The organism is Kitasatospora sp. YST-16 (assembly GCF_026802215.1).
Lineage (GTDB): Bacteria > Actinomycetota > Actinomycetes > Streptomycetales > Streptomycetaceae > Kitasatospora > Kitasatospora cineracea.
This window is the reverse complement of record NZ_CP113837.1, coordinates 3,122,196-3,142,382: the sequence shown is the minus strand read 5'-3', so window position 1 is coordinate 3,142,382 and position 20,187 is coordinate 3,122,196. Positions and strand designations below refer to the sequence as shown.

Sequence of the window (20,187 nt, the reverse complement as noted above, 5' to 3'; positions counted from 1 at the left end):
CGGCGTGGGGGCGTCCGGAGCGGGCGTTCGGTGCGGGGGAGTGCGGGGGATCGCGGTGCCCGGTGCGGGGGTTGCGCCGTTCGGTGCGGGGCTGTGGTGCGATCGGCGGTGTGATGATCGGCCGGGCGGGGTGGTGGTCGGGGCGAGTCGCCGGGGGTGGCGGCGCTGCCCGCTAGGCTCGGCCTCCGGTGCCGGCCCGGCTGCCGGGCCGTTCCCCAGGGGAGAGGACCCACCGTCATGAGAGTCGCCCGGACCCGCCGGCCGGCCGTCGCCGCCGCCGCCGCCGTGCTGGCCGCCGCAGTGTCGCTGCTGGCGGGCTGCACCTCCGGGCATCCGACCCCGTCCGGCGCCGCGGGCAGTTCGACGGACGGCGTGGTGTCCGGGGCCCCCGCGTCCGGCGCTCCGACCGTCGGGGCGACCCCGTTGGAGCCGCTGCCGGTCGAGGTGCCGGCGGCCCTGGCCCCGTACTACGCACAGCAGTTGAGCTGGAAGCCGTGCGACTCCGGGTTCGAGTGCACCACCTTCAAGGTGCCGCTGGACTACGCGCACCCCGGCGACGGGCACGACGTGCAGCTGTCCGCGGTCCGCAAGCCGGCCGGCGGCACCGGGCACCGGATCGGCTCGCTGCTGCTCAACCCGGGCGGGCCGGGCGGCTCCGCGATCGACTACACCGAGCGGATCGCCGGGCGCTACGACGCGGGCGTGCGCTCCAGCTTCGACCTGGTGGGCTTCGACCCGCGCGGCGTCGGCCGGTCCGCGCCGATCACCTGCCTGACCGGCCCGCGGATGGACGCGTACACCGCCACCGACCTCACCCCCGACGACCCGGGCGAGACCGCCGCGCTGGTGGCCGCCGACAAGGAGTTCGCGGCCGGCTGCCGGGCCCAGGCGGGCGATCTGCTGGGCCACGTCTCCACCGTGGAGGCGGCCCGCGACATGGACGTGCTGCGCGGGCTGGTCGGCGACCGGAAGCTCAACTACGTCGGCAAGTCGTACGGCACCTTCCTGGGCGCGACGTACGCGGGCCTGTTCCCGGGCAAGGTCGGCAAGGTCGTCCTGGACGGCGCGATGGACCCCTCGCTGGACGCCGCCACCGGCAACCTCACCCAGGCCGGCGGCTTCGAGACCGCCTGGACGGCGTTCGCCGAGGACTGCGCCAAGCGCGACGACTGCCCCGTCGGCCGCAGCGCCGAGGAGGCCGGGAAGAAGCTCGACGCGCTGTTCGCGCAGCTCGACGCCAACCCGCTGCCGACCGAGCAGAACCGCCCGCTGACCGAGGCCCAGGCGCTCACCGGCGTCGCCGAGGCGATGTACGCCGAATCGCTCTGGCCCTACCTGCGCGAGGGTCTGACCACCGCGCTGGCCGGCGACGGCAGCGCGCTGCTCAAGCTCGCCGACAGCTACTACGGGCGCGGCAGCGACGGCAGCTACGAGAACCTGATGTACGCCAACATGGCCGTCAACTGCCTCGACCTGCCCGCCCCGTTCGCCGACCCGGCCGCGGTCACCGCCGCGCTCCCCGCCTTCGAGAAGGCCGCCCCGCACTTCGGCCGCGACATGGCCTGGATGGCGCTCGGCTGCGGCTACTGGCCCGACAAGGCCACCGGCGCCCCGCACACCGTCCGGGCCGCCGGGTCCGACCCGATCGTGGTCGTCGGCACCACCCGGGACCCGGCCACCCCGTACGCCTGGGCGAAGTCGCTGGCCGGGCAGTTGGAGGCCGGTCGGCTGCTCACCTACGACGGCGACGGGCACACCGCGTACCAGCGGCAGAACACCTGCATCGACGACGCGATCAACGGCTACCTGCTGGGCGGGGAGGCGCCCGCCAACGGGAAGGTCTGCAAGGACTGAGGCGGGGGCGGGGGCGGGCCGGGGGCTTCTGGCCGGTTCGGTCGGGGCTCCGGGTCGGCTCTGTCAGGAGTGTCCACGTACGAAGGGGCTGGCGGCTACCATGGCGCAGCCCCTTCGGCGCTCCCGCCCCCGTCCGCTCCGCCCGCCCCCCATGGAGACTGCAGTGCTCGGAGTCCACGACCTGGCCACCTACGTCCTCGGCGCCCTGGCCATCGTCCTGCTGCCCGGACCCAACTCCCTCTACGTGCTCTCCGTCGCCGCCCGCAAAGGCATCCGCACCGGCTACCGGGCGGCCTGCGGCGTCTTCCTCGGCGACCTCGTCCTGATCAGCCTCACCGCCCTCGGCGCGGCCTCCCTGCTCCGGGCCAACCCCGCGGTCTTCGCGGTGGTCAGGTTCGGCGGCGCCGCCTACCTGCTCTGGATCGGCTACGGCATGCTGCGGGCCGCCCGCCAGATGTGGCGCGAGCGGGCCCTCGCCGCGGCGCCCGCCGAGGACGCGGTCGTCGAGGACGGCGAGCGGCCGTTCCGCCGGGCGCTGATGATCAGCCTGTTCAACCCCAAGGCGATTCTCTTCCTGCTCTCCTTCTTCACCCAGTTCGTCGACCCCTCCTACCGGACCCCCGCCCTCTCCTTCGCCCTCCTCGGCGGGATCCTCCAGGCGTTCTCCTTCCTCTACCTCTCCCTGCTGATCTTCACCGGCACCACGCTCGCCAACGCCTTCCGCCGCCGCAAGCGCCTCTCCGCCGGCCTCACCTCCACCGTCGCCGTCCTCTTCGCCGGCTTCGCCGCCAAGCTCGCCGCCGCCTCCGCCTGACCCCCGCCCACCGGCGGCCGCGTACGGATCACCCCCGGAAACTGTGTAGACTGGCGCGCGTTGCCGATGCGACCCTTGCCCCCGCGGGGCCGGGTCACCGGCAGCGGTGCCGCCTTAGCTCAGTTGGCCAGAGCAACGCACTCGTAATGCGTAGGTCATGGGTTCGAATCCCATAGGCGGCTCAGACAGTGAAGGCCCGGTCAGATGTTCTGGCCGGGCCTTCTGTCATTTGTGTCGCCGGCCCCTGGGCGTCAGCCGCCTGTGGGTGTGGACGGGCTGCCTCGGTCGCGGAGGCGGCCCAGGTGTGCGTTGACGTCCTCGAAGAGGCGGGTGAGCGTGTCGACGGACACGGTGGGGACGGCGCCGTCGTCGGGGCCGTCGGGGAGACGGTCCCACGGGACGGGTGGGGCGGAGTCGGCGTCGTCGATCCAGGCGAGCAGTTCTGCGTCGTCCGGTAGTTCGTCGGGGCCGATGACCTCGTACATCAGGGTGCTGCCGGCGATGCCGACGGCCTTGCACAGCGCGTTCAGCTGGTCGCCCAAGCGGGGCGCCCCGGTCGCAGCCAGGTTCTGCACGACCCGGAGTACGGCCTGCGCGGTGGGGCGGTGGTCCATGATGCCGAGGCGCAGGGCGGTGTTGAGGAAGTCCTGGTTGGTGCAGGCGGCTTCGACGGGACGGTAGTCGGTGCCGTCGCGCCACATCTCGGCGGCCCACCAGAGCCGGGCGAACGCCTGGACGGAACTGCCCCCCACGAACCGCGACGCCTGGACGACGGGGGTCCGCGGGGCGTTCTCGCCGCGGACCGGGAGGTGCCGCCACAGGACGTAGTCCGGAGCGACGACCAGGGCGAGGAACGCCCACAGGTCCTTGTCGGCCGCTTCTCCTCTGGTCAGTCGCAGCGTCGCGTGGAGGCGGGGCGCGAGCCAGGCGTCGGCGCCGGAGCGGTTGCTCCCGAAGCGGGCCATGGCCTGGTCCAGCAGTTCCCGGATCGGCGCGGTGTCCCACCTGGCGGACGGATCGGTGATCACGGACGCGGCGCGCAGCAGGGCGACCTGGGCGGGGGGTTCGGCCCCGGAGAGGACGGCCCGGCCGAGGTGACGGGTCGCCACTCCCACCGGCAGCAGGGCGATCCGGCCCTCGGTGGCGTGCTCGAACTTCACCGGTTCTCTCCCTGGGACGAGCGGGCAGCGAGACGCAAGGTCGTGGTGAGCTGCTTGGGCAGTTGGGCACGCAGGGCAGCGGCGTACTGGATTCGGGACTGCAGTTCGGGCCAGCCGTAGCCCTCCTCGCGCCGGGTCCGCAGCTCGGCGAGCGCGTCCGTGGGGGACATGCCGGGAAGGACGTCGGGGAGCATGGCCTCCAGGACGGACTCGCGCCAGCCGGTGGGCATGCGGGGCAGGCCGTCCTCGGCCGACTCGACCTCGCTCACCGCCGTGTGGAACATCGTTTCCCACGCGTTGCTGACGATCTGCGCATTGACCAGGGCGGCCGTCGCCTTCTCCGCACTGCTGCTGCCGCGCAGCAATGCGGCCAGACCCTCGACGCCCAGGTTCAGATGGACGGTCGGCACGTCACCGGATGCGTCGACGTACCAGGGCGCGTCCTTGAGCGGGCGGAGCCAGGCGTGCGGGCCGTCCCGGAAGTCGGACTCGACGATCCTGATCTCCTTGTCCCGGACGGGGATCTCCGCGTGGAGGTCGATCACCCAGTCGACCTCGCTCCGTCCGATCATGCGCCCGCGGACCCCTTCGACCGCCGCCACGACCTGTACGCCGAGGGTGGCCCGGGAGCGGTGCCGTGACCGCTGCAGCCGCACTGTGCCCTGCCAGGTACCGGAGCTGCGGTCCTTGCCGAGACGCTGGACGGTCCTCGTGTTGGTGGCCGGTTCCTCGAGCACGGCGACGCAGACGAGTTCGGACCACGGGCCGTAGGCGATCTCCTCCTCCGGCAGGACGGCCCGGACGTCGAGGGCTGCTTCCTGCCAGGAACCGCGGTTGATGTCGTCGAGGGCGACGGTCCGCAGGGTGGGGGAGATCTTGGCGTAGTCGAGGGGACGGCTGTCGACCCGGACCCGGGTGACCTCGGCCTCGACCCGTCCGCTCATGACGGCGTAGGGATAGATGATCCGGCTCATGGGCGGGCTGCTCCTTCGACTGCCTTGCGCAGGTTCACGGTGACGTTGGTACGACCGGCGTTCACCGGGTGACTGTCGACGTCGGTGGTCCCGCTGAACGTTGCGGTCCGGACGCCTGGGGCGACGACGAGGACATCCCCGACGAAGGAGCAGTTCTCCTCGGCGTTCAGCTCGGCCCAGAGGACCGGGCTCCCGGTGCCCGACCGACCGGCACCGAAGCACGCGATCGGTGAGAGGCGCAGGGGGTCGTCCTGCTGCGGGACGGCGATGCGCACGCGCAACGACCAGGCCCCGGTGGGGTCGACCCTGCCGTCGATGTCGTCGACGGTGGGGTAACCGCGGCTCCGACGGGCACCCGCTCGCCCACCGCCGCCTGCCGCGGGGAGTTTCAGCAGGTTCCGCAGCAGTGCGGGACCGGCGTCGTCGGCGGGCGCGGCGGCCCGCGCACCGATGATCGACCGGACGGCTTCGTCGGAGGCCACCCGGAACTCGTCCAGCCGTCGCTTCGCCCCGCGTACGTAGGTGTCGGACAGTTCTTCCGTCCACTCCCAGCGGTTGTGCTCGGGCGGTTCCGACGCGCGCAGGAACGCCTCGGCGCGCGCGACGTCCTCGCCGTCGCGGGCAGTGGCGAAACCGGCGAGCAGGACCGCCTGGTACGGCTCGACGCCGAAGCCCAGGTTGCGCGGCCTGCGGCTGGTGATCCTCATGCGGTTGCCGCGCATGGACACGACCTGGCTGTGCGTCCGGTCGGTGTCGTCGGCCGGGGTGAGCAGCAGCACCGCGTCGTGGGCAACGGTCTCGGTCCCCCTGGGGTCGGTGCGCAGCGGCGGCACGGTGAGCGTGACGGCGCGTTCGACCACGTCGGTCCGGCCGGTGAGTTCGGGGACGGTCCTCCCGTCCAGGTAGGCACGCAGGGCGCGGGCCAGGGCGGGGCTGCTCCGTTCGGGACGGACGGCGGTCTCCCGGGTGCTCTGCCCGTTGCGCACCGTCCGGACCGAGGCCTCCAACAGCGGCGGCACCGTGTCCGTCCCCGTCATCGCGGCCCAGAAGTTCTCGGCCAGGGAGTCGCAGAGCTTGTCGTGCACGGCGTCGAGGAACCCGTCCTCGTCGACGGCGGCGTCGTGGGCGCCGACCACCAGGAAGGAGGTGCCGGGGTCCTCCCCCTCGCGCTCCAGCCACAGGTTCGCCGTCTCCTGCTCGGTGCCCCACCAGGAGCGGGAGACGTTCCCGAAGGCGCGGTCGCTGTCGGGTTCTCCGAACCAGGCCGGTCCGGCGAACGCCTCACCGCCCACCTCGTGCCAGGGAAGGTCCAGGCGGCCGATCAACCGTCGTGCCGTGCGGCCCTCGTGGGGGACCGAGAGGGTGCTGTTGACGAGCACCAGGCCGAGCCGACTGGCGGCCCAGAGGGTCGCTTTGCCCAGGCCGTAGGAGCCGCCGGCACGGCGGTTGTCACCCTTGTGGCTGTCGAGCTGGCGTCGCACGACCGCGGCGAAACGACCGTCCCCGTACTCGGGGCCGGTGAGGCCGTTGGCGTTGTAGTCGTCGATCCGGAGGAGCAGGAGGGAACCGGAGGCGTTCATCTCCCGCAGTCCCTCGGCCAACGCCCGACCGACCTTCTGGTCGGTGGCCGCCGCGGCGGCGTAGTGGGTCTCGAGCGATTTCCAGTGCACGGCCTCCAGGAAGCCGAGGCGGTGCTCACCGGTGAGCTCGTGCAGGGTGTACCGGACGCGGACGGGCCGGGCGGGGTCGAGCCGCTCGTCGAGGGAGTTCTGCGTCGCCTCGCGGGCGAGGACGCCGAGGTCCGTCTCGAAGGCGAAGGCGGCCGCATTGCCGAACTCCCTGCCGCCGTCGGCGTGCGCCGGCCGGTGGTACCAGCCCACCGGCCGGGCGGCCACGGCGTCGCTCGTGCGTTCGTACACCGTGGCCAGGTCGGTCTCGAAGGCGTTGGCGATCTGGCGGACCGTGTCCGGGCGGGGCTGGGCCCGGCCGGTGATCCACGCGGACACGGCGGCCCGGGTGACACCGACCAGGGTTGCGAGTTCGGCCTGGGTCATCTCGCGGCGGCGGAGCTGCCTGCCGAGCCAGGGTCCGAAGTCTTCGCTCTTGTCGATCACAGTGGCGTTCCCCTCCGCCGATGCCGTCGTCGACCCGGCGTGTCGGCGACGTTTCTGCTGGTCAGAACCATGCTAGCAGTGCTATTTTCGCTCATCAACAGTGACAATTTGGTTGTCGCTCGACCTGTTCGTAGTGCGCCAGCAAGCATGCTCGAACAATTCATGAGATCGATCAGGTGGTTCGTCCTTCGGGTGCAAATCCTTCGGGAAGGGGGCAATGTCGGGCAAGTCGGGCGGCGGGCCCCCGGGAAATGCTGCTGGACTTCGGGCGGCGAATATGGAAGTGTTCTCGGTGAAAGCGAAGGCCGGAGCCGGGACGCCGACAAGAATTGGCAGGAGAGCTCTGTTCCGAGATGACTGTACAGCTGTGTGCGGTTCGTCGGAGGCAGCTGTACAACGGCTGCGCAATAGCTCTGTACGGTCTGTGGCGTCCGCGCATCGGGCGGAATGCCCATTTTGCTGAAACCAGTGCACCTTTGCACCTCTGTAATTCTGCACCTTTTCACCCTCGTTTTTCCGTGCCTGCTCGTGCAGTGTTTTCGGACTTCGCCGTGCCTTCAGAGGAGACCGCCCGTGCCCCGTACCTCTTTCCCCGACGACGACAACGACAACGAAGACGCCCTCCCGCCGTGGATCGAGCTGTACCACTCCCTGGAGGACCCGTACCTGCGCTCGGAGTACCTCAAGGCGATCGGGGAGACGAGTGCACATCTGCACTCGGTCGTTGCGGCCCACAGGCGGCGGCGCGCGGCCCGTGAGCGCCCGTCGACGGGCGGGGCGGTGACGTTCGTCCTCACGGTCGGCTCCGGTGGCGGTGTCCGTCGGTACCGGTACCGGCCCGGGCCCCCGTCGCGCGGTGCCGGGGCCACCGGCCCGGGGCGCCGCCCCTCCGGTGGTGGGGCCGGTTCCCGGCGGCGTTCCGGTGAGGTCGTCGCCAGGATCACCATCGAGCTGTTCGAGAACTAGGAAGTAGGTCGAGTCGGTGGCCGGCCCTTCGGTACCCTGCCGGGACCGAGGGCCGGCCACCACCGTTGCCCGGTGCGGACGCCGCCGGGTGGTCGGCGTGCTCCGCCTCTCCGCGGGTGCAGCGCTCTTTCTTGTCCATCGGTCTTCATCTTGATACTTGGCCCGGGCCCTCCCGGGCGGGAAGCAGTTGGGTCGTGAGCGATCAGACGCAGGCGTTGTCGCAGGGTTCGGGCGGCCCGGTGATCGAGGCGGTGTCGGAACAGACGACCCGGACCCTGGACACCTACCGCATCGATCCCGGCCTGGTGCAGGAGCACGCCAACGGCGAGCTGAGGATCACGCAGGGCGGCTACGGCGAGCGCCAGCTGTTCGAACTCGTGCAGAACGGTGCGGACGAGATCGCGAACGAGCCCGGCGGGCGTCTGGCCGTGGTGCTGACCGACGACACGCTCTACTGCGCCAACCAGGGCACTCCGGTCACCGCGCAGGGGGCGGACACGATCCTGCGGATGAGCGTGTCCCGCAAGCGCGGTGGCCAGATCGGTCGTTTCGGCGTCGGCGTGAAGTCTGTCCTGTCGGTGACCGACGCCCCCCAGTTCTTCAGCACCACCGGGTGCTTCGGCTTCGACCGGGCCTGGTCCGCGGACCGGATCGCCGAGGCTCTCGGGCTCCAGCAGCCCCTCGACATGGACACCCCGGTGCTCCGGATGGCCCGTCCCCTCGACCGGGAAGAGGAACTGGACAAGGACGACGTCCTGCGGGAACTCCTGGGCTGGGCCACGACTGTGGTCAAGCTTCCGCTGCTGCCCGGGGCAGCCGAGCGGCTGGGCCACGACATCAGCGGCTTCAAGCACCGTGACGGTCGTGAGACCGAAGCGTTCCCCTCCGGCTTCCAGATTTTCTCCTCCCACGTGGGCGAGGTGTTGCTGGAGGACCGCCGCCGGCTACCCATTCAGCGGCGCAAGTTGTCGGTGCAGGTCTCGGGCGAGCGGCGGGTCATCCGCGAAGTCGGTACGGGGATCAAGGAGACGGTGGGCGAGTGGAACGTCTTCACAGTTTCCCACGTGCCCACCGCGGAGGCCCGTGGCAGCGCCGGTGAGCTGCACGACCGCAGCGTCATCGACGTGTCGTGGGCAGTTCCGGCGTACGTCGAGAAGGACGGGCTGCTGACGGTCCCTCCGGGGCGGGGCCAGTTCTGGGCCTACTTCCCCACCAAGTACCCGGTCTCCGTGACGGGTTACCTGAATGCGGCGTGGAAGACGAACGAGGACAGGCAGAATCTCCTCGACGGCAGTGCCTTCAACCGCGAGCTGCTCCAGGTCGCCGCCCGTCTGGTGGTCACCTCCCTGCCCCGGCTGTCCCGGGAGGAGGACCCGGCTGCCTGCCTGCCGCTCCTGCCCGGCCGTGCCAAGGAAGCGGTGAACTGGGCGGAGGAGTACTTCATCCGTCATGTCTGGGAGGCGGCCGCACAGCTGCCGTCCCTGCCCGACCAGGACGGCGTGCTCCGCGTGCCGCGCGAACTGCACGTCCACCCCGAGAAGTTGCAGCCGGAGTGGTTGCGCATCTGGGCCGATTACCCCGGGCGCCCGCGCGATTGGGTGCACCCCTCTGTCGACGCGAACTCGCTGCGCCACGGCAAGATGGAGCACATCCTGTTGGCCGCCAAGAAGTCACCGGAGAGCGTCCGCGCCTGGTTGGAGGCACTGGTCGCGGACGGCACCGCGGAGTCGTCCTGCCACGCGATCCGCATCCTCGCGGCGATGGTGGAGCACAACGGCGACAAGGAGACACTGGAGTCCGCGCGCAGCGCCCGCATCGTGCTGACCGAGGCCCACGGGATGGTGGCCCCGGTCGTGGGCAAGGTCTTCCACCGCACGGGCGCCGACGAGCTCCGCGACGACATGGTCTACGTGCACACGGCCATCTCCGAGCGGATGGAGATGCAACGCCACCTGCACACCATCGGCATCCGTGTCGCAGACGCCCACGGCCGCTTCCAGGGCGTGCTGGACCAGGGCTTCGAGAACTACACCCCGGAACTGTGGACCCAGTTCTGGGTGCTGTTGCGCAGCGCGGGTGGCAACGCCCAGGTGGATCGGATCCGGAGCCGTTACCCGGACGCCCGCGCAGTGCTCCACGTCCGCACGGTCGACGGGTACTTCCGACCAATGGCGGGGTGCCTGTTGCCCGGGGTGGTCGTGCCGGCGGACGGCAGCAGGGACGCCTCGATCGCGGTGGACGCGAACTTCCACGGTGCGGATGCCGCGATCTTCCGTGACCTGGGCCTGACCGACCGGCCCGCTACCGCCCGTGACCCGAAGCAGCAGGCGTGGTTCGAGGAGTACCGGCAGGCAGTTCACGACGGGTACCTGCGCCGGCTCGCCGCGGAGGCCCCGCGGACCAACATCAACCGGCTCGTCCTGGAGGGAGCCGCGCCTGCGGGCCCCCTGGACCTGCTGCCCCGTCTCTCCGAGGAGGGGCGTGCCGCGTTCGTCGCCGCCATCCCGGACGTCGGCGTCGTCGAGAGCTGGACCCGCGCCTACGGCACCTCCTCGAACACCCGCGCGGAAGTGGTCTCCCCGCTGCGTTGGATGCTCAACAGGTACGGCCTCGTCCGTACCTCGCTGGGCCTGGCTCGGGTGCGTGACGCGGTCGGCCCGCAGCTCAAGGCGTACGCGCAGGTGCTGCCCGTCGTCACCGACATCTCCGAGTCGAAGGCCCGCAAGTTGCGGATGCCGGCGACCCCCGAGGAGGTGCCGACGGATCGCTGGCGCGCCCTGCTGGACCGCGTGCTGGTCAGCGAGGACGACACCTTCATCGGCCACGCCTACGCCCTGATGCTGCGCGTCGGCATGGACTTCCCGGAAGGCGTCCTGACCCGCTGCCGGGTGGGCGGGACCTGGGACGTGCGTCCGGACGCGGAGATCGTCGTGGCGACGTCCGCGGCGGACTTCGCCGAACTCGTCCGGGAGCAGCTTCCCGCGCTCCTGGTCGCGGACAAGGCCGACGCCGCGACCGCGGCTCAGATGATCGAGCAGTGGGGGATGCTCAAGGTCGAGGACGTCATCAGCAAGCAGGTCCGCAAGGCCGGGACGACCCGACCGACGCTGCTCGTCGACGAGTTCCCGCCGTTGCGCCAGCGCCTCGGCAAGTCGGTGGAGACCCGGAAGGTCCAGCGCTGCGGCGAACTGGAGCAGGAGATCCGCACGCCGCGCGGCGTGGAGCTGAAGCCGCTGTCCGCGGCCCGCAACGGATCGACCCTGCTGGTGCTCGACACGCTCTCCCCGATCGAGGTCCTGGAGGCCGCGGACCGGGAGTTCGGCTGGCAGCTCGGCAGCCAGGGGTGCAAGAGCGTGCTCGACCTCCAGACGCGGCAGGAGCAGGACCGGGAGACCCGCGCCCGGCTGCGGCAGATCGCCGAGGCCGAGAGCGTCATCGACAAGATCGCCCTGCTGATCGGCGAGGAGGAGTTGCGCACCGAGCTGCCGCCGGGGTTGCTGGACAGCGAGGTCGCCGAGCGCGGCGGCGAGCAGCCGGACGCCCGGAGGATCGCCGAACTGGCCTTCAACTCCCACGGCGAGGAGATCCTGCGCATCCACAGCCGGGACCTGGCCCGTGCGTTCCCCGGCAACGCGCCGAGCAGTTTCACGGGCGACGCCAAGGCACTGAAGTTCGTCACCGACCTCGGTCTCCCCGACTCGTTCGCCGGGTCCCGGGTGCCACCGCTGGAGGCGCGCATCCAGGTGGACGGGCCGTCCGAGTTCCCCGCCCTGCACGAGTACCAGGAGCAACTGGCGCAGTCGCTCCAGCGGTTGCTGGACAACCCGGTGCCGCAGCGGGGGATGCTGTCCATCCCGACCGGTGCCGGTAAGACGCGCGTCACCTCCGAGGCCGTGATCCGTTGGATCCGCAACCGTGGCGAACTCCCCGGTCCGGTGCTGTGGATCGCGGAGAGCGAGGAACTGTGCGAACAGGCCGTGCAGAGCTGGCGGTTCGTCTGGTCCAAGGTGGGCGCGGAGATGCCGCTGGTCATCAGCCGGCTCTGGTCCTCGAACGAGGCCGCGCCGGTGACGGGCGAGCCGCACCTGGTCGTCGCCACCGACGCCAAGCTGCAGAGCGTGCTCGGCGACGAGGACTACACCTGGCTGCGGGAGGCCGCGCTGGTCATCGTCGACGAGGCGCACCGGGCGACCTCCCCCCGGTACGGGGAGATCTTCGAGCACCTCGGCGTCAACCCGCCGATGACGGGGCGCCACCTGGTCGGACTGACGGCCACCCCCTACCGCAACGACGAGGACCTGACCCGCCGACTGGTGCGCCGATTCGGCAGCCGCCTCGACCTCGACGTCTTCGCCGGTGACCAGAACGAGGCCATCCGGCAGTTGCAGGACATCGGCGTCCTGGCCCGGGTCAGGCACCGGGAACTCCTCGGGGCCGAGATCCGGCTCAGCTCCGACGAGGTCTCCAGCTCGGAGAAGTTCGGTGTGCTGCCCAAGCGTGCCGAGCAGCGGCTCGCCGAGGACCAGGACCGGAACCAGCGCATCATCGAGGAGATCGAGAACCTGCCCGCGGACTGGCCGATCCTCGTCTTCGCGACCTCCGTGGCGCACGCCAAGTTCCTGGCGGCCAAACTGAACGACCGGCAGATCCGGTCCGCGTCCATCGACTCGGCCACGCCGGTGGCCGAGCGCCGCAAGCGCATCGAGGACTTCCGCAAGGGACGGATCCAGGTGCTCACCAACTACGGGGTGCTCGCCCAGGGCTTCGACGCCCCCGCCACCCGTGCGGTCGTCGTGGCCCGCCCCACCTACAGCCCGAACGTCTACCAGCAGATGATCGGTCGCGGGCTGCGCGGACCGAAGAACAACGGCACGCCGACCTGTCTGATCCTCAACGTGCGCGACAACGTGGTCAACTACCAGGGTGATCTGGCCTTCACCAAGTTCGACTACCTGTGGAACGAGGACAAGTGAGCGACCCCCAGCCGGTGATCACCCCGGCGCAGCAGGCCGTGGTCGACCAGCCGTGGGACGCCCGCACGCTCGTCACAGCGGGTGCCGGGGCCGGTAAGACGTACACCTTGGTCCGCCGCCTGGAGGCGTTGGTCGAACGGGAAGAGTTGGAGGCGCACGAGATCCTCGTCCTCAGTTTTTCCCGGGCCGCGGTGCGCGAGCTGCGCGAGCGGATCGAGGACCACGCCGATGCCGCCCGCCGGGTCAGGGCCCAGACCTTCGACTCCTGGGCGGCCGCTCTGCTGCGTCGGGCGTACCCGGACCGTGATTGGTCGGGGACCACCTTCGACCAGCGCATCGAGGTGGCCATCGATGCCGTCGAGCGGGGAGCGGTCGAGGCAGGCGAGTTCGGTGTCCCCGCGCACGTGTTGATCGACGAGGTCCAGGACCTCGTCGGGGTGCGGCGGGAGATGGTCGAGGTACTGCTCGACCGTTTCCAGTCGCAGAGCGGCTTCACCGTGGTCGGGGATGCCGCCCAGACTGTCTACGGCTTCCAGGTCTCGGACGTTGACCTGCGGGCGCAGGAGACGAACTACTTTTTCGACTGGATTCGCGGTTCGTTCGCCGGAGACCTGGTCGAGATCCAGCTCGGTGACAACTTCCGGGCCCGTACCGAGCAGGCCAGGGTCGCCCTTCCGTACGGCCCGAGGCTCCAGCGGTTGGCCGCCCAGAGGGAATCGGCCGAGACGGAGTCCGAGCAGATCCACCGTGAGCTGCGGCTCCTGCTCGAGGACGCTCCCCACTTCGGTGCGTTGGACGACACCTTCGTCCTGGATTCCCTCCGGTACTTCGACGGACGGACCGCGATCCTGTGCCGTGACAACGGTCAGGCGCTCTCCATCAGTCAGAACTTGTACGAGGCCGGTGTGGACCACCGGCTGCAGCGTTCCGTCCGGGACCGTCCCGTTCCCTCCTGGATCGCCGGTCTGCTCGCCGCCACCGACGCGGCCGACCTCTCCGAGACGCGTTTCACCGAATTGGTCGCGGGCCTCGATCACCGGCCGGACCTCGACCCGGTGGTGCTCGTGCGGGCGGTGCGGCGGGCCACCGGAAGTCGGCGTGGCCGGGTCGAACTCGCCGCTCTGCGCCAGGTGGTCGCGGAGAACCGGCTGCCCGACGAGCTGGTGCCGGTCGAGCAGGCATCGCTGGTCGTCTCGACGGTGCACCGGGCGAAGGGGCTGGAGTTCGACCGCGTCCTGATCGTGGAACCGGTGGAGTTGAGACGCCCGAAGGACGTGGCCAAGAAGAAGATCGACTACGACCCGGCCGCAGAGGCCCGGCTCCTGTACGTCGCCATGACCCGGCCCCGGGACGACCTCTACCGGATCGACCGTCCCAACACCTGGTTGCTCCGCAAGGACAAGCGGCTGGACCGCTGGTACGTCGGTGGTGGTCGGTCGTGGGCCCGCAACGGCATCGAGGCACTCGGCTCCGACGTCTGCCACGCCCACCCGCCGGGCGTGCGTGGGGCAACCGCCGATCCCACCGAGGTGCAGCGGTACCTCGCGCACGAGGTCCGTCACGGCGACGCGGTGGAGCTGTCCCTCCTTCACCGTCTGCCCGAGGGCCAGGACCAGACGCCGCCGTACGGGATCTTCCACGACGGCCGTCCCGTCGCCGAGGTCTCGGAGACGTTCCGGCGGGCCCTGCACCTCATGCTCAGCCGTGGTGGCGGATGGACCGACTACAACCTTCCCGGCCGGATCACCGGCCTCCGTGTCGACTGCGTCGAAACCGTCGTCGGCAGCGAGACCGCGACCGGGCGCGCCGGTCTCGGTAGCTCGGGAGCCTGGCTGGCCCCCCGCCTCAGCGGCCTCGGCCGCTTCGACTGGACCGTTCCCACCGACGACCCGAACACGGAGTGACTTCCTTCATGAGCTCCTCCATCCACGACTACTACGACGTGCGCGACCGGCTCGGTGCCGCCCTGCGCCTCGACCTCCTCGGACCGGTCGGGGGGGAGGAGGAGGTCCTCAAGGACGACGCGCCGGTGACGATGTACCCGGTCGGGGTCCTGTTCCCTCAGGAGCCGTCCGAGGACGTCCGCAACAACGGGGACGGTTTCGAGGCGGACGGGGACGACTCCCCCGCGCTCGTCCGGGGCGGCGACGGGGAGGAGGCCGCCGTCGAGCGTGGGGTCTCACTCGCCAACGTGCGGCGGCCCTCCTCCATGGGGATCACCTTCGTCGTGGACCCGACGCTGTCCGAGCGGATCGTGTTGTACACCACGGCCGCCGTCTACCGCCCCGAGGATGCCGAGGGCAACCCCGTCACGGCCGCGCGTATCGAGGCCCGGAGCACCGAGGAACAACGGGAGCGCTGGCGCCGTGTCCCGCTCGACCTGCCCGACGTCGAGGTGGACGTGACGACTGCGGCAGTGGTCCGACAGTCCCTCGTGGAGGGTCTGGAACTCCGGGTTCTGGTACGTCCCGGCGGGGAGCACGGCACCGTGACCGTCACGGCCACGCTGATCAACACCCGTACGGTCGGCCCCCGGGAACTGAAGGACGCCGCCTGTTACTACCAGCCCGTTCTCCGGGTCCGGGCACTCGCGCCGGACGTCGCGCCCTTCGTCGAGCGCCGCACCTCTTCCGGCAGCCACGACCGGGAGCTGATGCTCAGCCGTCTGCTTCACCGGCACGCTCCGGGATTCGCGACCGGTCACGGCTGTGCGGCGGTCTGGGACCGGACGCCCCCGCCGATCGGTGCCAGGAACACCGGGCCCGCTGTCGTGGCCGAGGTCAGGACCGAGTTCGTGCCCACCCACGAGGTGCTGCTGACCGACTCGAACCAGGACGTCCCGGTCGAAGCGCTGTCCATGCGCGGCCTCGGTACTGCAGATGCCGGGACGGTGACCGGGGCGCTCGATGCCCTCCTCGAGGGTTACCGGGAGTGGATCGACGAACGCAGGGCAGAGGCAGAGAGCCTGGCCGGTACCGAGTACGGAATCGCCGCGCAGGAACAGATCGAGGCGTGCGAGACGGCACTCGCCCGGATGAGAACGGGCGTCACACTGCTCTCCGATCCCGACCGTCCCCACGTGATGAGGGCGTTCCAGCTTGCCAACCGGGCCATGGCCGAGCAGCGTGCCCGTACGTCCTGGGTCAAGGACGAAAAGCCCGCCGGCGGACCGGACGAGAGCAAGCAGTACTGGCGTCCCTTCCAGATCTGCTTCCTGCTGCTCTGTCTTCAGGGCATTGTCGAGGACGGTCACCCCGATCGTGGGATCGCCGACCTGCTCTGGTTCCCCACCGGTGGCGGCAAGACCGAGGCGTACCTCGGCCTGATCGCCTTCACCACCTTCCTGCGTCGTCTCAGGGACCCCGAGCGCGGTGGTGGCGTCACCGTACTGATGCGGTACACCCTGCGACTCCTGACGTTGCAGCAGTTCGAGCGTGCTACCGCGTTGATCTGTGCGATGGAGCTGACCCGTTCCCGCCACGAGGACGAGCTGGGGGAGGCGGGTATCTCCATCGGCATGTGGGTGGGGAAGTCGGCGACCCCGAACGACCTCGCGACAGCCGGCGAGAAGTTGACCACCCTGCGCGCCGGTGGCCGCTCGTTGGACACGGAGAATCCGGTACAGCTCCAGGTGTGTCCCTGGTGCGGGAGCCGCCTCGACGCGTCGGACTACGAGGTCGCACCGGAGTACGCCCGCATGTACGTCCGTTGCCCGGACGCGGACTGCGCGTTCCACCGGGGGGACGGACTGCCCGTGCACCTGGTCGACGAGTCCGTCTACGCCGCGCACCCGACACTGATCATCGCCACCGTCGACAAGTTCGCGTCCATGCCGTGGCGGGAGCGGACAGCCGCGCTGTTCAACCGGGATCTGGAGGGAACCAGGCCACCGGAGCTGATCGTCCAGGACGAGCTGCACCTCATCTCCGGCCCGCTCGGGACACTGACCGGGCTCTACGAGACTGCGGTCGACATCCTGGCGAACCGACCCAAGGTGATCGCTTCCACCGCGACCATCCGGCGCGCCGACGAGCAGGGGCTGCACCTCTTCGATCGTGAGGTCCGCCAGTTCCCGCCGGCCGGACTGGACTCCCGGGACTCGTGGTTCGCGGTCGAGGCCGCCCCCGGGGACAAGGCCACCCGCCGGTACATCGGTCTGTTGACCTCCAGCACCAGTCAGTCCACCCTGCTGATCCGTACCTACGCCACCCTGCTGCACCAGATCCAGCTCGGTGACGTTGACGACGAGGTGAGGGACGCCTACTGGACCCTCGTCGGCTACTTCAACAGCCTGCGCCTGCTGTCGGCCGCCGAACTCCAGGTTCTCGACGACGTGCAGGACCGCATGGAGCAACTCGCAGCCCGGGACGGCATCGAGAAGCCGCGCCGGCCCGAGGCGGTGACCGAGTTGAGCAGCCGCGCCAGCGCGAGCGACATCCCCAGGCGACTCAAGGACATCGAGCGCAGGTTCCCGGCCCCCGAGGCCACCGACGTCCTGTTGGCCACGAACATGATCTCGGTCGGTGTCGACATCGACCGCCTCGGCCTGATGGCGGTCATGGGGCAGCCACAGACCACCGCCGAGTACATCCAGGCGACCAGCCGGGTCGGCCGACGTCACCCGGGCTTGGTCGCAGTCATGCTCAACTCGACCCGCTCCAGGGACCGTTCGCACTACGAAAGCTTCCAGCACTTCCACTCCGCCCTCTACCGCGAGGTCGAGTCCACCAGCGTCACGCCCTTCTCGGCCCGCGCCCGTGACCGCGGTCTGCATGCCGTGATCGTGGCCCTGGCGCGGTTGATGATCCCCGGTGCCGGAAACAACGCGGCGGCGGCTCGGATCGAGGACTTCGTCGACGAGCTCGACGGCACCGTGCGCGATGCCCTGCTGGAACGGGTCGCAAGAGTTGCCCCCTGGGAGCACGAGGCCACCGGAGCGGCGTTCGACGAGTTCGTCGACTGGTGGCGGGACGCTGCTGCCGAAGACCCGAACCTGCTCTACGAGGCCCACGCCAGGAGCGGCAGGAGAGCTCTCCTCAGCTCCTTCGACAACGACCTTCCGGAGGGGGCCACGGGCTGGCCCACACTGTGGAGCCTGCGCGACGTGGACGCCTCCTCCCCCTTTTTCCTGGAGAAGCGATGACCCCGCCCCCCCGCCGACGGGGAACCGTCCGACCCGGCGCGCCGATCACCCCCCTGCGCAAACTCGGTGAGATCCGTCGGGCCCAGGCCATCACCACTTACGGTGTCGGCTCCATGATCGCGGTCGACAACGAGTCCTTCGTCATCGCCGGGCTCGACACCTGGGACGTCAGCCGGACCCGAACCCTCTGGGAACCCCGGCTCACCAGGGTGACGGGCGCGCAGGAGTTCAAGCTGCCGCCCGCCGTCGATCCGGCGGAAGCCCGCGACGGGGTGCGGGCCGCCCGCTTCCCACAGCTGTACTCCTGCCCGGAGTGCCGTGAGCTGCAGTACTACTCGAAGTTCAATCCGCCGAGGAACAAGGCGGTCTGCGGATCCTGCGAGCGGGATCTCGTCCCGTCCCGCTTCGTGACGGCCTGCGTCAACGGCCACCTCGACGACTTTCCGTACTGGAAGTGGGTCCACCGTTCCTCCTCCTACGGTTCGGGGGAGTCCGGCTCGACCGGTCCGTGCGGTGGCAAGCTGCTCCTGCGCGCCGAAGGCTCCACCGCATCCCTTCGTGGGGTGATCATCGGTTGCACCTGTGGTGCCGCGGAGGTGTCGATGGAGGGCGCCTTCCGGAGCCAGGCGCTGCACGATCTCGGGATCCGGTGCACCGGACGCCGTCCCTGGCTCAAGGACGCCCCCGCCCAGCAGTGCGGTGAGCCGCCGCGAACCCTCCAGCGTGGTTCCTCCACCGTGTGGTACCCGGTTGTCCACTCCGCGCTGTCCATCCCTCCGTGGAGCGACGGTGTGCTCAAGGCCCTCGCCCCCCACTGGAGCCGCATCCAGGACCGGTCCGAGGCCGAAATCCGTACCTACCTGGACATGGTGGGGTTCGAACGGACCGACCGGGGGCCGACCGTCGACGACGCGGTCGCCGCCGTGTTGCGGGTGCGCGAGGCGGAGTCGGAGCAGCCGGGCGAGGAACAGACCACGCTGTCGCCGCGTGACCTCCTCTACCAGGAGGAGTACCGGACCCTCCAGTGTCCGCGTCCGGAAGGCGGGCGGGACGAGACACAGGACTTCGTCTGCGAGTCGCCCGCCGACGACCGGACACCGGATGGCATTGAGCAGGTCATGCTGATCAAACGGGTTCGGGAGATCCGCGCGCTGCACTCCTTCACCCGGGTCGAGGAGCCGGCCGTCGGTGACACCGCCAGCAGCCCCCGTCGGGCCGCGCTCGCCCTGCGGAAACCGGACTGGCTGCCCGCCATCGAAGTCAGCGGGGAGGGCGTCTTCGTCCGCCTCGACCCGGAACGCCTCGCCGCCTGGGAACGGCTCCCCCAATCCGTGGAACGGGCCGAGCGCGTTCGGCGCAATCACGAGACACTGCTCCGGAATCGCCACGCCAACTCCGAGCGCCCCGTCCCGCCGTCCCCGATCTCCCCCCGCTACCTGGCGGTGCACACCCTCGCGCACCTGCTCGTCAACGAGTGGAGCCTGGATGGCGGTTACCCGGCTGCGGCCCTGCGCGAGCGGCTCTACATCGGGGACAGCATGGCCGGATTCCTCATCTTCACGGCGACCAGCGACTCAGCGGGGAGCCTCGGTGGCATTGTCGCCCAGGGCGAACCCGAGCGCCTCGCGTCCTCACTGGAGTCGGCGCTGCTCCGCGCCTCGTGGTGCTCCAACGACCCTCTCTGCTCCGAGGCGGCGGTGAGCGGGGCCGACGGTGTCAATCTCGCCGCGTGTCACGCCTGTGTCCTGCTGCCCGAGACCAGTTGCGAGACGAACAACGTCTTCCTCGACCGGGTCTCCCTCATCGGTACGCCGGACAGGACGGTCCCCGGGCTGTTCTGACCTTACGCGGGGTTTTCGGACCGGGCGGGAGTTCAGGCCCGCCCGAACCGGTCGGCAGAGGCAGCAGGCGTAGTACTTCCGGATCGCCGACCCGAGCTCCCCTCTTCGGGATGTCCAGGGCAGCGACCAGGATGTGCATGCCGAGTCGGGGCGGTACAGCGTTCCCGGTCTGCCGTGAGATTTCCTTGCTTGTGCACGTCCAGTCCTCTTCCGCGAGGGAACGTCTACAGCTGCCCCATCCCGGACCAGGTGACGGGTCACTGTGGACGCCCTCGGAGCCGTGACGTCGGGCGATGAAGATCGCTCGACGGTGGGTATGTGGTACGCCGTACTCCTCGGTGCGCAGCA

At 70.3% G+C, this 20,187-nt stretch carries 10 protein-coding genes and 1 tRNA gene; 8 read left to right on the top strand and 3 right to left on the bottom strand.

Annotated features, from left to right (window positions below; all coding sequences use genetic code 11):
• The first annotated feature begins 237 nt into the window (after positions 1-237).
• The 3 genes from OU787_RS14290 (at position 238) to OU787_RS14280 (ending at position 2,850) form a co-directional block, all read left to right on the top strand.
• The gene (locus OU787_RS14290) at positions 238-1,854 is read left to right on the top strand and encodes an alpha/beta hydrolase (RefSeq protein ID WP_268659539.1); all 1,617 of its coding nucleotides are present in this window, start codon (positions 238-240) and stop codon (positions 1,852-1,854) included.
• Between the two features lie 163 nt (positions 1,855-2,017).
• Positions 2,018-2,668: a leucine efflux protein LeuE gene (gene leuE / locus OU787_RS14285; RefSeq protein ID WP_268661866.1), complete on the top strand. Its 651-nt coding sequence runs from the start codon at positions 2,018-2,020 to the stop codon at positions 2,666-2,668.
• A 108-nt stretch (positions 2,669-2,776) separates the two neighbouring features.
• Positions 2,777-2,850 (top strand) — tRNA-Thr (locus OU787_RS14280).
• Between the two features lie 69 nt (positions 2,851-2,919).
• On the opposite strand, the gene OU787_RS14275 is transcribed toward OU787_RS14280, so the two are convergent.
• From OU787_RS14275 to OU787_RS14265, 3 genes are read right to left on the bottom strand one after another with little or no spacing between them, the layout of a single operon-like run.
• Positions 2,920-3,828 carry a DUF6339 family protein gene (locus OU787_RS14275; RefSeq protein ID WP_268659538.1) on the bottom strand — a complete coding sequence of 303 codons (909 nt, stop codon included), beginning with the start codon at positions 3,826-3,828 and terminating at the stop codon, positions 2,920-2,922.
• Positions 3,825-4,802 carry a hypothetical protein gene (locus OU787_RS14270; protein WP_268659537.1) on the bottom strand — a complete coding sequence of 326 codons (978 nt, stop codon included), beginning with the start codon at positions 4,800-4,802 and terminating at the stop codon, positions 3,825-3,827. The genes OU787_RS14275 and OU787_RS14270 overlap by 4 nt, the downstream gene beginning before the upstream one ends.
• Positions 4,799-6,916, bottom strand: coding sequence for a helix-turn-helix transcriptional regulator (locus OU787_RS14265; RefSeq protein WP_268659536.1), 2,118 nt, complete (start codon positions 6,914-6,916; stop codon positions 4,799-4,801). The genes OU787_RS14270 and OU787_RS14265 overlap by 4 nt, the downstream gene beginning before the upstream one ends.
• Positions 6,917-7,489: 573 nt before the next feature.
• Between OU787_RS14265 and OU787_RS14260 the strand changes: the two genes are divergently transcribed.
• From OU787_RS14260 to drmB, 5 genes are all read left to right on the top strand, one after another.
• Positions 7,490-7,882: a hypothetical protein gene (locus tag OU787_RS14260; RefSeq protein WP_268659535.1), complete on the top strand. Its 393-nt coding sequence runs from the start codon at positions 7,490-7,492 to the stop codon at positions 7,880-7,882.
• Positions 7,883-8,076: 194 nt separating this feature from the next.
• A complete protein-coding gene (locus tag OU787_RS14255; protein WP_268659534.1) occupies positions 8,077-12,855 on the top strand; it encodes a DEAD/DEAH box helicase in 4,779 nt (1,592 codons plus the stop codon).
• A complete protein-coding gene (locus OU787_RS14250; RefSeq protein ID WP_268659533.1) occupies positions 12,852-14,759 on the top strand; it encodes an ATP-dependent helicase in 1,908 nt (635 codons plus the stop codon). Before OU787_RS14255 ends, OU787_RS14250 begins: the two co-directional genes overlap by 4 nt.
• 8 nt (positions 14,760-14,767) lie before the next feature.
• Positions 14,768-17,998, top strand: a complete 3,231-nt coding sequence (locus OU787_RS14245) for a helicase-related protein (RefSeq protein WP_268659532.1) — start codon at positions 14,768-14,770, stop codon at positions 17,996-17,998.
• On the top strand, positions 17,995-19,839 hold the full coding sequence (gene drmB, locus OU787_RS14240; protein ID WP_268659531.1) for a DUF1998 domain-containing protein: 1,845 nt from the start codon (positions 17,995-17,997) through the stop codon (positions 19,837-19,839). Before OU787_RS14245 ends, drmB begins: the two co-directional genes overlap by 4 nt.
• Positions 19,840-20,187: the final 348 nt, after the last annotated feature.